Consider the following 16,417-nt stretch of genomic DNA (forward strand, 5'->3'; position numbering starts at 1 on the left):
CGAAAGCCTCGGATTAGGCGCTGGTATCGCGCCTAATCCGAGGCTTTCCATTTACCCGAGCGCCGGTCCCGCAAGACCGGCCCGCCGCTCACGGCCAGCGGGAACCGCCCGGCTGCGGACAATCCTTCGCCGCCAGCTTGGCTCGCACGCGGACGAAACAGCCGCAGTGCGCGCAGGTCGTTCCGTATTGCAGCGACGGACAAGCGCCGCACTGCGCCAGCCGCGCGTCGTAACGGCTATCGTCCACGCAGTCGCCGGCGTGCAGGGCAAGCTTGGCCAGCACCCGCTCGATCTGCTCGTCCGTCACGTGAACCGATGCGCTGCACCCTTTGCACGGTTCCTTCCCAACCGTTGACGCCGCCTGCATGCGCGTTACCCGATACGCAGCACGGCAACGGATGCGGCGGGAAGCGTAACGCGGATCCTGCCGTCTTCCAGGCGCTGCGCGCCCGCGAACGGCTCCGGCTGCACGCGGTTCGGCTGCTCCACCGTGTTGTGCGCGTTCAGCGCATCGCCATGCAGCAGGCTGCCGCCGATCGGCGCGTCGTTCGCTGCCAAACCCCGAAGCTCGAACGACAGTTCCGCTTCCCCTTCATGACTCAGGTTGCACAGGCTGACATTCAGCGTGCCGTCTTGGCCGCGCGTCGCCGAAACGCTCGTCTGCGGGATGGAGACGCCGTCGTACGTATAGGAAGCGGATTCGAAGGCCATGTCCAGCAGCTCCGCGTCTTGGTGCACCTTGAACATCTCGAAGACGTGATACGTCGGCGTCAGCGTCATCCGCTCGCCCTCGGTCAGCACGACGGATTGGAGCACGTTCACCGTCTGGGCGATGTTCGCCATCCGCACGCGGTCGCTGTGCTTGTGGAAGATATGCAAGGTCGCGGCCGCGACAAGCGCGTCTCGCATCGTATTCTGCTGATAGAGGAAGCCCGGATTCGTGCCCGGCTCGACGTCGTACCAAGTGCCCCATTCGTCGACGATCAGGCTGATCCGCTTGGCCGGGTCGTATTTGTCCATGATCGTCTTGTGCTTGCCCACCAGCTCGTCCATGACCAGCGCCTTGCGCAGCGTCTCGAACCATGCCTTCGTATCGAAATCGGTCGCCGATCCCTTCTCCGACCATACGAACGGCACCGTGTAATAGTGCAGCGTCAGCGCGTCCATGTGCGAGGCCGCCTCGCGCATGAGCACCTCCGTCCATTCGTAATTGAAATCGTTGGCCCCGCATGCGATGCGCGTGATCTTGTTATCGCCGTAGTTGCGGACGTAGGTCTGATAGCGGCGGTACTCGTCCGCGTAATATTCCGGCCGCATGTTGCCGCCGCAGCCCCAATTTTCATTGCCGACGCCGAAGTAACGCACCTTCCACGGCTGTTCGTGCCCGCCCGCCGCGCGCAGCGCAGACATCGGGGATTCGCCGGCGAACGTCATGTACTCCACCCATTCCTGCATCTCCTGCACCGTGCCGCTGCCGACATTGCCGTTGATATAGGGCTCGCAGCCGAGAAGTTCGCACAATAGCAGGAATTCGTGCGTGCCGAAGTGGTTGTTCTCGACGACGCCGCCCCAATGCGTATTTACCATCCGTTTGCGCGACTCGCGGGGACCGATGCCGTCCTTCCAGTGGTACTCGTCGGCAAAGCAGCCGCCCGGCCAGCGAAGCACGGGGATATCCAAGCCCTGAAGCGCTTTCAACACGTCGTTGCGAATGCCCTTCGTATTCGGGATATCGGAATCTTCTCCGACCCAGATCCCTTCATAAATGCAGCGTCCCAAGTGCTCGGCGAAATGTCCGTAGATGTTGCGGTCTACGGTTCCAACCGGACGGTCGGCGTTAATGACGGCGCGGCTGACGGGACCGTCGACGGCTGTCAGGGACGGTTCGTTAGATAAAGGCTGATTGCTCATGCGGGTTCGTGCCTCCTATTGAATTAATAAAATTATTAATTACATAATGAAAATAATACTTCAACACCCATTAAACAGGAACCGCCGGCATTTTTCAATGCTTTTTTTTCCGGTTGGCCAAGACGGGAAGAGCCGCCCCCCGTATTGTAGCGGGAAGCGGCTCTCATCTTGGAAAAATCGTTTTAGGGTTCGTTGTATGGTTCGCCTTCGGTTCGTCTTAGGTTCATCTTCGGTTCGTCTTCGGTTATTTTAGAATCGTATTAGGGCTTCGTCTTGTTCATGACTAGATAACTCGAATCCCTCGGATCTTCGAATGACTTGTTCGCGCGAATATTCCCCTGTTCATCTACCGCCTCGATGCCATACGAAGCGTCGGCCGACTGCGGGAGGGTCGCATACCAGACCCGCTTCCCCGGCTCGTATTCGATGATGCGCGCCGCCTTCATTCCGGCTTCCGGACCGCCGAACGTGACGTTCACGCCCGCGATCGACGCATTCTGAATCTGTCCGAAGATAATCGGAAACGGTCCGTGAATCCCTGGAAATTTCGGCAGGCTCATATAATCGAGCGCGACATCGATGCCCTGCAGCGAGGAATAGCCGTACCCGCCGCCCATCGCCCATTTCCACCCCAGCAAGTTATGCTGCACGAATTCAATATCCATGTACGTCCCCGCCTTGTCTTCAAACCGTTTAATGAACAGCAGCACGCCGCCGCCGATCGTTTCCTCGTGAATGACCCGCATCGGCGCGTACTGCCTGAACTTCCTGACCGCCTCCTCCGGCGTCCGTCCGATCGGAATCCGGATCGTATCCGAATACCCCGCCGCGCGCGAGTAGCGCCAGTCCGCGATCCCGCCCGGCTTGTCGTAGACGTAGACGAAAGCGCCCAGCAGCACGATTAGACTTACGAGCGCCGCCGACCAGCCGATCGCCAGTCGCCTCGTTCTTCTCGTTCTTTGCACCGGTTCCGCCGCCTCCCGCTGGATATGGGCGATCTGCGTCCCGGAAGGCATCCGCCTCTCTACGGGGCGTTTGCTCAAACGCTGCAGCAGCGGATCCTTGCCCAGCTCCTCATCCGTAATCCGTCTCGACATCGCGTCCCGCCTCCTTCATCAACTTCGCCAGTTTCGTCCTGGCCCTGCACAGCCTCGACTTCACCGTTCCCTCCGATATCCCGAGCAGCTCCGCCAGCTCCCTATAAGACAGCTCCTCGTGCGCGTGAAGGATTAAGATCTCGCGGAAGACTCTTGGAAGTCGCAGTACCGCGGACCAAATGTCATCCGCGAAGCCGGTGCTGAAGTAAGCCGATTCCGCCGAAGGCGACCTGCGCTGATCGGGCAGCAGGCCGACAAGGGTCACTTTGCGCAGAAACGCCGATTTCGTATAGTTGAACGCGGTATTGCGGGCGATTTTGAACAGCCAGGTCTTGACCGCGCACTGCCCGCGAAACGATTCCACCGCCCGAAACGCCCGAATGAACGTATCCTGCGCGATATCCTCGGCGAGATGCTCGCGCCGGGTCAAGAAGTACGCATATTGCCAGATATCATGCCAATAATGGCGGACAAGCGACTCGATTTCGGGCGGATCGAGCCGCGTAATCGTCTTCAGGTAATCGTCCTCCATCGTCTCTCTCCCCTCCATCCAACTGACAACGCTGGCCGCGGTTTTGTTCCCGATCGTCGAAAATTAACAGGGCACCTCTGCAACGCCAGCCAGCAGCCGGAGCTTGCCGTCGGCATTCATGGCTCGAACATCGTTCGTTGAACGCAGCGAAAAAGCCGCGATAAACGCGGCTTTGATGTTACGGGATGCATGGAGCGTAAGCTATAGGCGCAGGTGCAGCTTGCGCGTATTCAGCAGCCCGTCCAGGCCCGTCGGATCCTGTTCGACCTTGAATCGGCAGAACGCTTCGGCCATCTCCGACGTGCGGATGCGCAGAGGTTTCGTCTCCATGCCGAGCAGCTCCAAGACGACGTCCGCGACCGCTTCGGGCGTTTGCGGCACGGAATTGCGGGCCTGGAACGTCTCCGTGTAGCGCGTCAGCATCGGCTTGTATTCATCGTCCAAGATGCCGCCCGTCTGCCGGATCTGATCGAAGACCGTGCCGTTGAAATTCGTCGCGACCGCCCCCGGCTCCAGCAGCGTCAGATCGATGTTGAAGGTCGGCTTGTAGTAGGTGGCCAGACTCTCGATCAAGCCCTCCACCGCGAATTTGCTGGCGCAGTAGATCTCGTTGAACGGCTGGCCGACCAAGCCTCCGACGCTCGTCGTCGCGATGATATAGCCGGGGTCGGCCTGACGAAGCAGCGGAAGCGCGGCACGGATCGCATGCATGACGCCGTAGACGTTCGTATCGAATACGCGCGCGATATCGGCCGGATCGGCCTGCCCGAGCGACCGCAAATATCCGAAACCCGCGTTGCAGAAGAGCACGTCGAGGCGGCCGTGCGCCGACTCGATCTCCTTGAAGGCCGCTTCCAGCGAGCTCGGATCGGTTACCTCCATCTCGATGAAGAGCAGGTTGGCCTTGTCCCCGTACAGCTCACGCTCCCGTTCCACCTGGCGCGTTCCCGCGTATACCGTCCAGCCGTTCTCCGCCAGCTTCAGCGCCGACGCCAAGCCGATGCCGGAAGAAGCTCCGGTTATGGCAATGACCTTGCTCATCATGCTCGTCTCCTTTTATTTTCAAGTATCCCGATTACGGTAACTTTTCCCCGTGCAGCTGGGCTACCGCTCTTGCTTCCGGTATCTCCCCGGCGTCGTCCCCGTCGCCTTCTTGAACGCTTGTTGAAAATGCGTCAAGCTTTCGTAGCCGACCAGCAGCGCGATCTCCTCGGTCGTTCGCTCCGTCGTCGCGAGGTATTGGCATGCCGCCTTCATCCGATAGGCGATCGCATACTGAATCGGCGCCATGCCCGTCGCTTCCTTGAACAGCCTGCTCAGGTAGTATGGACTAAGCAGCCCTACCGCCGCAAGCCGTTCCAGCGTAAGGGGTTCGCTGTAATGCTCGTGTATGTAAGCCTGCACGACCATAACGCTCTCTGACGCCCGGTTCACCCGCGGAGGCGGACGCTTGACGGAGGCCCGGTTCCATTCGGCCAACAGCGCGGCCAGCTTGTAGCGGATGACCCATGGATCGCGTCCTTCCGGCGCGTGAAATTCCGCATGCAGCTCGCGAAACTGCCTTTCCATGCTAAACAAGTTTTCCCGAAGCAGGACGATCGGAGACATCCCCGGCGAATGAAATCGTCCGCGTTCCAAACCATGCAAGCGAAGTCCCTTCACGGCAAGGAACAGCATCGTATGCGGAAGCTCGGGATTCGTCCGCTCTTCATGCCACTCTCCTTCGTTAAACATCACGAGCGCAGGCGCAACGGCCTGATAGAGCTCGCTGCCGATCCGAACCTCGGCGCTCCCCCGCGTAATCAGCAGCAGTTCAATAAAGTCGGGATGATGATGGTACAAGCTTTGATATCCTTCTCTCGCGGGCCGCTCGATCCAGCCGATGTACACCAATTCCGGGATCGCCCCGCCGGCAAACAGCTCCTCCATGCGCTAACACGCCCTCCAGAGAGAAAAGCAAGATTTTATAATAAATTCACAGGATTCCGAGTTTATTCGCCTTAGGCGCAATGCTACTCTTACAGTATCAGCAAGATTTCGTAATTTCAAGGAGGAGCGGCGCGAATGGACATGCACACCATGCTGAAGGAACTCGGAGTGGAAGAGACTACGCTCAGCGAGACGGAGAAAAGGACGCTCGGCGAACAAGGCTATATCGTGTTCGAGGAATTGATCGGGAAGGAACAGCTGGCGCTGCTGCGGGACCGGTACGAGGACTTAATGGCCAAGGCGGCCGGCACGATTGCCCATCAACGGGAGAACGGGACGCGGCGGCTGTTCGATCTGGAGAACCAAGGACCGGAGTTCGATGCCGTCTACACGATGCCGAAGGTGCTCGCCGCCGTGGCTCATCTGATCGGCCGCGAATTTCGATTCGTGACCTTGAACGGCCGCGATGCCGTTCCGGGCGAAGGGCTGCAGCATCTGCATGCCGACTGGCCGTCGGGACCGGACGGGCGTCAGAACGCGGTCACCTGCCTCGTCATGCTGGACGATTTCACGCCGGATAACGGCGCGACGCGGGTCGTACCGGGCACGCACCGAAGCGGCGTGAATCCCGCTGCCGACTGGGCGGCTGACAAAGCGCGGGAGACGCATCCGGACGAGGTGCTCGTCCTCGCGCCCGCCGGCTCCGTTGCCGTCATGGCCAGCCACCTGTGGCACGGCGGAACGCGGAACAAGACAAACGGCACGCGCCGGGCGCTGCATCCGTTCTATATGGGCCGGGACCAGAAGCAGTCGGAGGGACATTTGGACGCCCGCGACTATATCCGCGTCAAGACGTACAAACGACTCTCGCCAGCGGCCAGGTATTTGCTGAACGTGGAGTGGGATTCGATTTGAGGGGCGTTAACGGGCGGCGGAGCTGACGGTCAATGGCGCTGACGGACGGTGGCGCTCATGGGCGATGGAACTGATGTGCGATGCCGCTGACGGGCGATGGCACTGACGGCAGGCGGCGAGCAAGAGAAGCCGCTGCTTGATAAAAGGAGTTCGACAAATTCGGGCCGAGGCCTGGGTGTTCGGCAAGCGACAGGTGCCGACGATCGATGAACGTGATTCAGGCCGAGGCCTAACGGTTGCCAGCGAGGCTATTCCTCGAAAACCACGCCTAAAAAAATGCTAACGCATATGACAGGCGTTATTTGGCGTAAAGTAGCTGATTCGCATCGAAAAATCGTACAATAAGCCTCCTGGCAACCGTTAGCGATTGAAAAGGGCCACTTTAAGCCGATTAGTCATCCTGGCAACCGTTAGCCGCAGAATGTTTAAGTTGACCTTCATTTTCCGCCTGCGTGACGATCATGGCTTGCATCGGCAAGCAGCTATCCAGTCTACGGCTTTGGCTTTTTCTCAAACTGCAGAACCTGGTCCGGGCCGGCGCCTAACGGTTGCCAGCGAGGCTATTCCTCGAAAACCACGCCTAAAAAAATGCTAACGCATATGACAGGCGTTATTTGGCGTAAAGTAGCTGATTCGCATCGAAAAATCGTGCAATAAGCCTCCTGGCAACCGTTAGCGATTGAAAAGGGCTACTTTAAGCCGATTAGCCTTCCTGGCAACCGTTAGCAGCAGAATGTGTAAGTTGACCTTCATTTCCCGCCCGCGTGACGATCATGGCTTGCATCGGCAAGCAGCAATCCAGTCTATGGCTTTGGCTTTTTCAACATGCTGAGATGTTGAGATGCTGAGATGCTGGAAAAAGCTGCCGGATGGTAACTTTCATGCGTGCTGCAAAGTTCGAGAGACGAGCGATAATCAGCGAGCGATGCAGTTTCGCATCCTCTCGAACAAGGCGTACGCGTTCACCTTCTCGAAATTCCACAACATGATCAGACTCCGTTTCCGCTCGGGAAATTGCCATATGTCGGCCTTATATCCCGGAGACCCTCCGGGGATCCACCTGTAATCGTTTCCCAAAAACCAGCCGTACCCGTAGTTCAATCGAGGATCGAAATCTACGGATGCATAGGAGTTGAACATCAGCTCCCTCGAGGCTTGGGATAGAATCGATCCGTCGTCGATAGCTTCGCACCATAGCTGGAGATCCTTAACCGTCGAATACAATTCCCCGGGCGCTTCGATCTCAGCTAATTTATCGTCCTCCGCATTCCTGCATTCGCCGTTGTCGATCGTATACCCATATGCGCGTTTCTTAATGATTTGACGAGGGTTATGCAGTCCGGTATCCTTCATGCTTAATGGCTTGAAAAACATTTCGTCGAGCAAGGCCTCGAAGGATTTGCCAGCGACCTTCTCCAGCATGTAACCCAGCATGATAAAACCCGTACTGCTGTATCCCCACCGTTCCCCCGGATTAAACCGCTGCTCTTGCTTGCTCAGATAGGCAAGAAAATCGCCCTTCCCGTGATTCAATTTGCTCATCTCGTAACGAAGGTCCGGTACCGCATAGATATCGTGCAATCCGGATGTATGCGACAGCAGATGGTGCAGAGTGATTCCTCGATGCACATGCTGAAGTTGATCCAAATAGCTTCCAGGATGCGCATGGAGATTAAGAATCCCCTCTTCATGCAGTTTAAGCACGGCGGCAGCGATGAACATCTTGGTTACGGAGGCCACGAAAAACTTCGTCTCCAACGTATTGTCGACGCCGAACTGCACGTCTGCCTGCCCGTACGCTTTCTCGTATAACACTTCCCTTTCTTGCGTAAGAAGAATTGCGCCGCTCAAATGGTTATCTTTATGAAAGTCGTTCACGATCGCGTTTATTTCGCTCCGGATATCGAACATCCCTGACCTCCTCTTTTTTTCCCCGTATCACGTCCGCGCCCGATGCATCGACCGGTAAGCGCCGGGCGAAGCTCCCATATGCTTACGGAACAGCCGGATGAAATAATTGCCGTTCGGCTGCCCCGCTTGCTCGCCGATCTCCTGCACCGACAGGTCCGTCGTCAGCAGCAGCGTGACGGCACGGTTTATTTGCAGATGATGCACGTATTGGAGCGGGCTCATGCCGGTGTGCTGCTTCAGGCAGCGGGAGAGGTAGTCGAAATTGTAATGCAGCGCCGCTGCCATCGCTTCCGCGTCGAACGGCTCCGTCATATGCGTCTTCAAGTATTGCACGGCACGCTCCGAGATGTGGTACGACCGGCTGTTCAATCCGCCGCTGATCGTCGCTTGCAGCCGCTCGAACAGCTCCCCGCTCAGCACGTTGAGACGCAGCGAATTGCGCAGCGTCAGCGTCTCGTGAAGCTCCGTCATCTCATCCAGCAGCGGAACGAGCAGCGCGGGATCGAGATGGGCATGCTTGGGCAAATACATGTATTGATCCACGGGCGTCAGATCCTTGTCCGTTCCTTTGCCGAGCAGCGTCGACCACTTGATGGCTTCCCGTTCCTTGGCCACCGGCGGATGGGGATGGCTGAAATGGACCCAGTACAGCTCCGTCGGCTCCGTGACCGGCCGCTGCCCGAAGTGCGTACGGCCCGGCTCCAAAATCAACAGGTCGCCCCGCTCCAGTTCGTACGCCGTATCGTCCTCCGTCATATAAAACCGCCCGCCCGTCACGTACAGCATGTCGTACACGCTGAACGACCGCTTGAAGTGCTGCATTCCCTTCGGCCATAAGCCGTGCCCGATCATCAGCAGCTGGGGAAGCGGCGGAATGCGCAGCTCCAGACAATCCAGACAATCCATTCTCTACACCCCCTTCTATCGCTATCGTAACCACGAATGCTTGCACCGTGTATTATACGGCATGCAAGTACGGACAACTAGTCGAAATCGTGCTAGTTTGGGCAGAAAACGGCGCTACCCGCCGCGCATTGTAATCCCTTACATTAGAGACAAGACATCTATTCGATAGGGAGGAAGCTCATGATGCGTTTCCGTCAGGTCCATCTTGATTTTCATACGTCCGAGGCAATAGGCCGGATCGGCAGCCGGTTTTCCAAGGAACAGTTCCAAAGCATGCTGCGCGAAGGCCGCGTCGATTCCATTACCGTCTTCTCCAAATGCCACCACGGCTGGGCCTACCACCCGTCCAAAGCAAACGAAACCCATCCCGAGCTGACATTCGACCTGCTCGGCGCGATGATCGGCGCAGCGCACGAGATCGATGTCAACGTCCCCGTCTACATCTCGGCGGGTCTCGACGAGAAAGTCACCCGGCGCCATCCGGAATGGCTCATCCGCGGCAAGAACGAAAGCACGACCTGGGCGAAGGATTTCATGACGCCCGGCTATCATCGGCTCTGCATGAACACCCCCTACCTCGACGTGCTCGTCGCGCAAATCGAAGAAGTGGCGCAGAACTACGACGCGGACGGCATTTTCCTCGATATCGTAGGCGTCGTGCCATGCTACTGCCAATCGTGCGTGGCCGCCATTCGCGCCGAGGGCGGCGATCCGAGAGACGATGATGCCATGCTTAATCTGTGGGAGCGGACATACGCGAATTATGCCGCGCGGACCAACGAAGCCGTGCACAAGCATAAGCCGGGACTGCCCGTCTTCCATAATGGCGGGCATATCCGCCGCGGACGGCGCGACCTGGCGCATTTCAACACGCATCTGGAGCTGGAATCGCTGCCGACCGGCGGCTGGGGCTATGATCATTTTCCGCTGTCCGCGCGCTATGCGCAGACGCTCGGCCTGGACTATCTCGGCATGACGGGCAAGTTCCATACGTCGTGGGGCGAATTCGGCGGCTACAAGCATCCGAACGCGCTGCGCTACGAGACCGCGCTCAGCATCGCGAACGGCGCTCGCTGCTCGATCGGCGACCAGCTCCATCCCGAGGGCCTTATGGACGAGGCGACATACGCGCTCATCGGCGCGGCATATAGCGAATTGGAAGCGAAGGAGGCCTGGTGCAGCGGCGTGAAGGCCTTCTCCGACATCGCGCTCCTCAGCAACGAGGCGCTGCATCCGAATACGGACGAGGCGCACGGCAGCACGTCGGGCAAATCCGATACCGGGGCGGTACGCATGCTGCTCGAGGGCAAGTTCCTCTTCGACGTCGTGGATCTCGAAGCCGACTTCGGCGCCTATAAAGTATTGATCCTGCCGGATCACGTCCGGATCGACGGCCCGCTGCAGGGCAAGATCGCCGCCTTCCTGCAGGGCGGCGGCAAGCTGCTCGCTTCCGGCGAGTCGGGACTGCGGCTGGACGGCGGACCTGGCTCAGACGGGAAGGACGCCGGTGCCGGGGCTGCATCCGGGACTGGGACCCGCGCCGCGGCCGCAAGCGCGCAGTCCCGGCCGGATGCATCCAGCGTCGACACCGCCGCTGCGCTCGGCGGCTTCGCTTGGGATCTCGGCGCGTCGCATGTCGGCCCGTCCGCCTATAAGCCTAGCTTCTTCCGGCCGGAATTCTCCATCGCCGGCCTGCCTGCCGCTTCCTTCGTCACGTATGCGGATGCGCAGGAAGTCGAGCTCGCGAACGGCGGCCTCTCGCTCGGCGCGCGGGAAAATTCGTATTTTAACCGCGATATCTTCACGTTCTGTTCCCATCAGCATACGCCAAGCACCGGACAGCAGGCTGGGCCCGGCATTACGGAAGGCCGGGACGGCATCTACATCGCCTGGAACGTCTTCGAGGACTATGCGTCCAAGGGCAGCCTCGCGCTGAAGGAAACCGTCGTCTACGCGCTGAACCGCTTGCTGCCGGAGAAGACGCTGACGACCTCGCTGCCCGCCCAGGGCATCGTCACGCTGCAGAAGCAGGAGGAGCAGGACCGCTGGGTGCAGCATCTGCTCTATGCGGCTCCGGTCACGCGCGGCGAGAACATCCAAATCATCGAGGACCTGACGCCGATCCGCAACACGGCCGTCACTGTCCGTGCCGACCGGCCGGTGCAGGCGGCGTACCTCGCGCCATCCGGCGAACCGCTGCCGTTCGAACAGGCGGATGGCGTCGTCGGCTACGTCGTGCCGGAATTCACATGCCACGCGATGGTCGTGCTGCAGTTCTAGCAAACCGCGGCATGTCTAATCCAAGCAAAAGGTAGACCCCATAAGCTAATGCTTAGGGAATTATCCCCTCATGGTAGACAGTGAAAAGAGGGCTCATGTTAACATGAATCCCACACTGTTGACCGGAGGGGATTTTTATGGCGAAGAAAGGGCAAACGGTTAAAAAAATAGGCGACCGTCCCCCCGTTGAATCCAGAGAAGCGATCGCCGCTTAATTTAGATGTTTTCCGACTCTCTGCTTGAAAGTGTTATGACCAGACGGCAGCCTTTTTTTACACGGCCGAAAGCACGACGTCGTCGATGAAATCGGTGTTGTCACCCGCCGTCGTCCCGACGAAGCTAATCGTATGGGTGCCCGCCGTTGCCGTAAAATTGCTCGTCGCGAGAGCGGAGAACGTCCCCGTCGAAGGCGTGAAGGTGCCGATCACGGTCGAATCGAACATGACATTGAAGGTCTGCGTACCGCCGTAACTCGTTCGTTTGGCCGCTTTGAAGGCGACCTTGTACGTACCCGCCGCCAGACTGACGGATTGGGTCATCGTTCCGCTATTCTGAACGAAAGCGGTCTGTACCCCCAGCGGAGCTGCCGAAGCTCCGAAGTCTCCGCCGTTGCGCTGAATGCCCGCATCGCCCGTAAACGTCCACGTCGCGCCTAATGGCCTGTAACCGAAGTTCGAGGTGGTCGGCGATTCGAAGCTGCCATTAGAAACTCCCCCGGGGCTTGGGGTTTGTTCGGTCAGTTTAATGCCGATAACGGACTCGTACGGCGTCCAGAAGGAGAGGCTTGCATTCCCGCTGGCGTTCGTCGCGAACGAAGTCGTGAAGCTGGCCGACGTTCCGTTCTGCCATACGCTCGCCTCGTATGCCGCCGCCACGTACGTCGTGTTCGCTTTTAAGCCGTTGAGATTAACGGTTAGGTTATCGCCGCCGGAGGTAGACGTATTTACTACCCATGCGACCGGATTCCCGCTCGAGTTGGTGGCGCCGCCCGCCACGATGGACGATGCTCCGTTGACCCAAGAGCTGCCTCTCAAGGTGAAGTCTCCGGCCCCGAGTCCCAATTGTTTGGCCAATACGCGATACGTGCTCATCTTCGGCGTCAGGCTTCCGTTCGAATAGATCGAATAGAAATCCGGATGCGTCGTTTGCTTGTTAAAGGCAAAGTAGCCGGTTCCCGCGACGTTGTTCCATATCATATCGTTCAATCTTTGGGCGACGTAAGGAATGGCATCCGTGGAATCGTTGTTCATCGAAGAACCGATGTATTGCCAATCCCAATTCCATTCGGTGATATAGATCGGCATATTGGAGACGCCATTCGCAGAGGCCACGTTCTTTAAAGCCTGAATATTCGGTTCTCCGTTAGGGACCATCTGATAATGGTGATAGGACAAGAAGTTTACGTTCGGCTTCGTGTTCGCGTCCTGGAGCAAGGCATTCGCCCAGCTCGTGTCCGTCGTCGAGAGCGAAGGCCCGCCGATCGGAATCGTGGAGTTGACGCTGCGGACCGCGTTGGCCGCATGCGTATAGATCGCCTTGTAAGCCGCCAAGCTGTTGGCGTAACCGCTATTCGAGATATTGAGGAATTGGGCGAGATCCGGCTCGTTCCAAACCTCGATGAAATCGATCTTCCCTTGGAACCGCTGCGTGATTTTCTTAATGATGTCCTCGTAGACGGTCCAGTTCTTCGGAACGCCGTTATTCGTGTTGTTATAAGACAGCCAACCCACGTTATAGGACAAGATGATCATGGTCTTGAGCCCTTTGTTATGGTAGGTGTCCACCCACCCGTACTGGCTCCAATCCCAATTGTTCGGATCGTCCACGCCGCCCGAGACGGACATGTCCGCCAAATATTGCGCGACGGTCGTATTCGGCAGGATTTGGGATAGATAGACGTCGCGGCGGGCGAAGCTAATGCCTACCGAGCGCAGGGAATCCACGTCGGATGCGCCGTCCAGCTGGTTGATCGCTCCTCCGAAGACGTTCGGGCTGCGTTGGCCGAGGTTCTGATTGAATTGAATCGTCGCGGACGTCGCCGCGAAGCCGATTTGCGGGAAGGATAAGAGAAACGTCATGGCCATGATCGAAAGCAGAACCAGCGAGACCCGCTTATTCCAATTAACATGCTTGAACAAAATGTTTTTCCCTTGCGCCTGATTCATTGAACTCACTCCTTCATTTTTTTAAAAGCGCTTTCAAGACGCGACGGCTTGCTCGATATCATCGTCACCTCCCTTCCATTAATCGGTTTATTGACTAGCTGCCCAATCGGCTCGATAATTGCCGGACCCCAGAACGATTCGGTTGTCCTTCGTTTCGTAGTCGGATCCTTCGAACAGAAGCTGCCCGCTTTCGAAGACCGAGATCGGCTTCCGCAGGCGTTCCGGCAGCTCGATTACGATCGACCCGTTTACCGGCACGACCGCTTCCAGCGCCCATACATCCCCGTCTCGCTTCCAACCGGCGGAATATGTTCCTCTGATCGTCGAGATCTCCGCCTTTGCGTAAGCGAGCTTCGAAGTCACCGGCGGTTTCACGACCATTCGCGCGAAAGCGATGGATTCGTCGCACATGCGCAAGCCCGCCAAATGCTCGAACATCCAAGCGCTAATGCTCCCGAACATCGGATGGTTACGGGATTCCAGCCCGTCCCATCTCTCCCAGAGGGTCGTAGCGCCGTTCTTGATCATGAAGCCGTATCCGGGATATTCGTCTCTGACGGCCAGCGCGATCGCGGTATCCGTCTCGCCCCAATCGGCCAGCGCGTCGAATAGCAGGCCGGTCCCGAATATCCCCGTATCCACGCAGCCCCCGAGCTCCTCCGAGTACTGCATCAGCAGCCGGTTTCGGATGGCCGGCTCCCGTTCGGGCGGCACGCAGCCGAGCGCGTAGGCGAAGATATCCGCTCCCTGTCTGCCGATCGAATACTGATTTTCCTTCGGGTCAAGAAATCGCTCATTAAACGCCAAGCAAATGTCGGCGTATCGTGCCTCGTAGCGTCGCTGATCGTCTACCCTACCTAGCGCATGCGCTATGCATCCGAGCAATTTCGTGACGTAAGCGTGAAAATAAGTGTTCACTACCCGTTCGGGCAGTTCGATGGAACCCGGGATGCACCAATCGCCTAGGCACCAGCTCCCCGGCTCCTCTCTCTCGACGATGCATCCGTCATCCGTGCAGCCTTGCAGGTAGTCGACCCAGCTCTTCATGCCCTCATAATGATCCCGAAGCAGGCTCAGATCGCCGTAAGCCCGGTATACGAGCCAAGGCACGATGACATAAGCGCTTCCCCAACCCGGTCCGCCTCCGCCTCCGTTAAAGGGAGCGGTATGGGGGACGAAGCCGGTCTGAACGTTCTGCGCGTCGCCGATGTCTTGAACCCACTTCCGATAAAAGGAGGCCATTCCGAAGTTATAGATGGCGGCCTTGGCCGTAATGTGGCCGTCCCCGGTGTACCCCAATCTCTCGCGATGAGGACAATCGCTCGGAACGCCGCCGTGCAGGTTGCTCAGCTGGGACCAACGGTACATGCGCTGAATGCGGTTAAGCGTCTCGTCCGAGCATTCGAAAGAACCGACGGAATTCACCGAAGCGTGGACGATAACGCCGATCGCGGCGTCCTCCGCCGGCTCGCCGGGAAACCCCGTTATTTCAACGTAACGAAACCCGTGCCAGACGAATCTTGGCTCGTAGTCTTCCATTTCGTCGCCTCTCGAAATATAGACGTCATGCTGAATTTGGTCCGTTCCGCCAGCGCTCGTAAAGTCGAGCGTGCCGTCAGGGTTCAACTCCTCCGCAAACCTGAGGATATAGCGGGACCCGCCGGGCGACGATCTCACCCGCAATCTGACCCATCCCGAGAAGTTTTGACCCATGTCGTAGACGTAACGCCCGTCTCCAAGCTTCGTTCGGCTTATCGGCCGAAGCGTGCCCATGACTTTATCCGCCGGAGACTGCTGCGCCCTTAACCGACCGCTAGGCGCCGTCAAGATGTAGACCGGCTGCCAATCCGATTCGTCGAAGTCCGATTCGCTCCATCCTTCGATCTCGCGCCTGGCGTCATAAACCTCGCCCACGAAAACATTGTCGAACAGGATCGGCCCGCGCTCGCAGCGCCAGCTGCCGTCGCTTACGATGCGCTCCGCGCTGCCATCCTCGTATTTTATAGCCAATTGGAGCAGGAAGCGAGGATTCCCGTAAGACATTCGGCCTTCGACCGTACGCGCGGTTTGATTGTAAAATCCGTTGCCTAACCTCGCGCCGAAACCATGCTTTCCCACGGTCAAATCGGCAGTGATGTCGTAGGCGACGTAATAGACCGATTTCTTGCCGTTATCGTTGTAAGGATACAGCAATCCCTCGATCGTTCGATCGTCGTAGTCGCTCCAGTTGGGATCGAGAACATGATCGCCGACTTTGCTGCCGTCCAAGTAGAGTTCCCCGTATCCCAGGCAAGCGAAGTAAACGACGGCGCGCTCGCACGGCTTGCCGACCGAGAACGTTCCGCGGAATAGCGGAGAGCCCGCGATATCCGGCGCGCCGATCCATTGACCGGACCAATCCTCTTCATGCAGAAGCCCGATATGGAAGGAGGCCGTTGCGCTGGGCTCCCCCTCGCGGTCCGTTTCGTCCCAGGCGACGACGCGCCAGTAATATCGGGTATCGCTCTCCAACCGATCTCCCTCGTATACGACGTGAAAGCTGTTATTCGAAATGACTTTGCCCGAATCCCAGTGCAATTCGCGCTCCGAGTTCAGCTTCCCCGGATCGTCGGCAACCGTAACCCGGTACGCGGTTTGCGACCGATTGCGCCCGCCCGCGCTTAATTGCCAGCTGAAGCATGGCGCTTCCGTGTGAATCGCCACGGGATTCGGCAAGTATTCGCATTGCAGATTGACCGAAAGAATTCCTATCGCCTCCTCCTCGCGTTGAT

The 16,417-nt window shown here is 58.2% G+C and carries 12 protein-coding genes; 2 read left to right on the forward strand and 10 right to left on the reverse strand.

The genetic code is table 11. The features are described from left to right. Positions 1–88: 88 nt before the first annotated feature. The 6 genes from GT003_RS13990 to GT003_RS14015 form a co-directional block, all read right to left on the reverse strand. A complete protein-coding gene (locus GT003_RS13990; protein WP_161698698.1) occupies positions 89–367 on the reverse strand; it encodes a DUF6171 family protein in 279 nt (92 codons plus the stop codon). Positions 368–372: 5 nt separating this feature from the next. Next, entirely contained in the window at positions 373–1,911 is a 1,539-nt protein-coding gene (locus GT003_RS13995) for an alpha-N-arabinofuranosidase (RefSeq protein ID WP_161698700.1), read from the reverse strand. 260 nt (positions 1,912–2,171) lie between these two features. Beyond that, positions 2,172–3,008 carry a hypothetical protein gene (locus tag GT003_RS14000; protein ID WP_161698702.1) on the reverse strand — a complete coding sequence of 279 codons (837 nt, stop codon included), beginning with the start codon at positions 3,006–3,008 and terminating at the stop codon, positions 2,172–2,174. After that, positions 2,986–3,540 (reverse strand): RNA polymerase sigma factor, encoded by a 555-nt coding sequence (locus GT003_RS14005; RefSeq protein ID WP_161698704.1) that lies wholly within the window; start codon positions 3,538–3,540, stop codon positions 2,986–2,988. Before GT003_RS14005 ends, GT003_RS14000 begins: the two co-directional genes overlap by 23 nt. A 201-nt stretch (positions 3,541–3,741) precedes the next feature. Next, a complete protein-coding gene (locus GT003_RS14010; protein ID WP_161698706.1) occupies positions 3,742–4,581 on the reverse strand; it encodes an SDR family oxidoreductase in 840 nt (279 codons plus the stop codon). A gap of 63 nt (positions 4,582–4,644) precedes the next feature. After that, positions 4,645–5,469, reverse strand: coding sequence for an AraC family transcriptional regulator (locus GT003_RS14015; protein ID WP_161698708.1), 825 nt, complete (start codon positions 5,467–5,469; stop codon positions 4,645–4,647). Between the two features lie 135 nt (positions 5,470–5,604). On the opposite strand from GT003_RS14015, the gene GT003_RS14020 reads away from it, so the two are divergent. After that, positions 5,605–6,384, forward strand: a complete 780-nt coding sequence (locus GT003_RS14020; protein ID WP_161698710.1) for a phytanoyl-CoA dioxygenase family protein — start codon at positions 5,605–5,607, stop codon at positions 6,382–6,384. 915 nt (positions 6,385–7,299) lie between these two features. On the opposite strand, the gene GT003_RS14025 is transcribed toward GT003_RS14020, so the two are convergent. Both GT003_RS14025 and GT003_RS14030 read right to left on the reverse strand, forming a co-directional pair. Next, positions 7,300–8,295: a serine hydrolase domain-containing protein gene (locus tag GT003_RS14025; RefSeq protein WP_161698713.1), complete on the reverse strand. Its 996-nt coding sequence runs from the start codon at positions 8,293–8,295 to the stop codon at positions 7,300–7,302. Between the two features lie 27 nt (positions 8,296–8,322). Further along, positions 8,323–9,201, reverse strand: coding sequence for a helix-turn-helix transcriptional regulator (locus GT003_RS14030; protein WP_239565776.1), 879 nt, complete (start codon positions 9,199–9,201; stop codon positions 8,323–8,325). A 183-nt stretch (positions 9,202–9,384) separates the two neighbouring features. Here GT003_RS14030 and GT003_RS14035 point away from each other — a divergent pair, with 183 nt between their 5' ends. Next, positions 9,385–11,481 (forward strand): alpha-amylase family protein, encoded by a 2,097-nt coding sequence (locus GT003_RS14035; protein WP_161699118.1) that lies wholly within the window; start codon positions 9,385–9,387, stop codon positions 11,479–11,481. Positions 11,482–11,753: 272 nt separating this feature from the next. Here the strand turns inward: GT003_RS14035 and GT003_RS14040 are convergent, their stop codons facing one another. Next, on the reverse strand, positions 11,754–13,646 hold the full coding sequence (locus GT003_RS14040; RefSeq protein ID WP_161698715.1) for a GH39 family glycosyl hydrolase: 1,893 nt from the start codon (positions 13,644–13,646) through the stop codon (positions 11,754–11,756). An 87-nt stretch (positions 13,647–13,733) separates the two neighbouring features. Then, on the reverse strand, positions 13,734–16,397 hold the full coding sequence (locus tag GT003_RS14045; protein ID WP_487247392.1) for a family 78 glycoside hydrolase catalytic domain: 2,664 nt from the start codon (positions 16,395–16,397) through the stop codon (positions 13,734–13,736). Positions 16,398–16,417: the final 20 nt, after the last annotated feature.

This window comes from Paenibacillus sacheonensis (assembly GCF_009909195.1).
Classification (GTDB): domain Bacteria; phylum Bacillota; class Bacilli; order Paenibacillales; family Paenibacillaceae; genus Paenibacillus_Z; species Paenibacillus_Z sacheonensis.

Coding starts and splice junctions, on each gene's coding strand:
- GT003_RS14025 (WP_161698713.1), bottom strand. CDS start 8,295: ATGTTCGATATCCGGAGCGAAATAAACGCGATCGTGAACGACTTTCAT.
- GT003_RS14020 (WP_161698710.1), top strand. CDS start 5,605: ATGGACATGCACACCATGCTGAAGGAACTCGGAGTGGAAGAGACTACG.
- GT003_RS14030 (WP_239565776.1), bottom strand. CDS start 9,201: ATGGATTGTCTGGATTGTCTGGAGCTGCGCATTCCGCCGCTTCCCCAG.
- GT003_RS14000 (WP_161698702.1), bottom strand. CDS start 3,008: ATGTCGAGACGGATTACGGATGAGGAGCTGGGCAAGGATCCGCTGCTG.
- GT003_RS13990 (WP_161698698.1), bottom strand. CDS start 367: ATGCAGGCGGCGTCAACGGTTGGGAAGGAACCGTGCAAAGGGTGCAGC.
- GT003_RS13995 (WP_161698700.1), bottom strand. CDS start 1,911: ATGAGCAATCAGCCTTTATCTAACGAACCGTCCCTGACAGCCGTCGAC.
- GT003_RS14010 (WP_161698706.1), bottom strand. CDS start 4,581: ATGAGCAAGGTCATTGCCATAACCGGAGCTTCTTCCGGCATCGGCTTG.
- GT003_RS14040 (WP_161698715.1), bottom strand. CDS start 13,646: ATGAATCAGGCGCAAGGGAAAAACATTTTGTTCAAGCATGTTAATTGG.
- GT003_RS14035 (WP_161699118.1), top strand. CDS start 9,385: ATGCGTTTCCGTCAGGTCCATCTTGATTTTCATACGTCCGAGGCAATA.
- GT003_RS14015 (WP_161698708.1), bottom strand. CDS start 5,469: ATGGAGGAGCTGTTTGCCGGCGGGGCGATCCCGGAATTGGTGTACATC.
- GT003_RS14005 (WP_161698704.1), bottom strand. CDS start 3,540: ATGGAGGACGATTACCTGAAGACGATTACGCGGCTCGATCCGCCCGAA.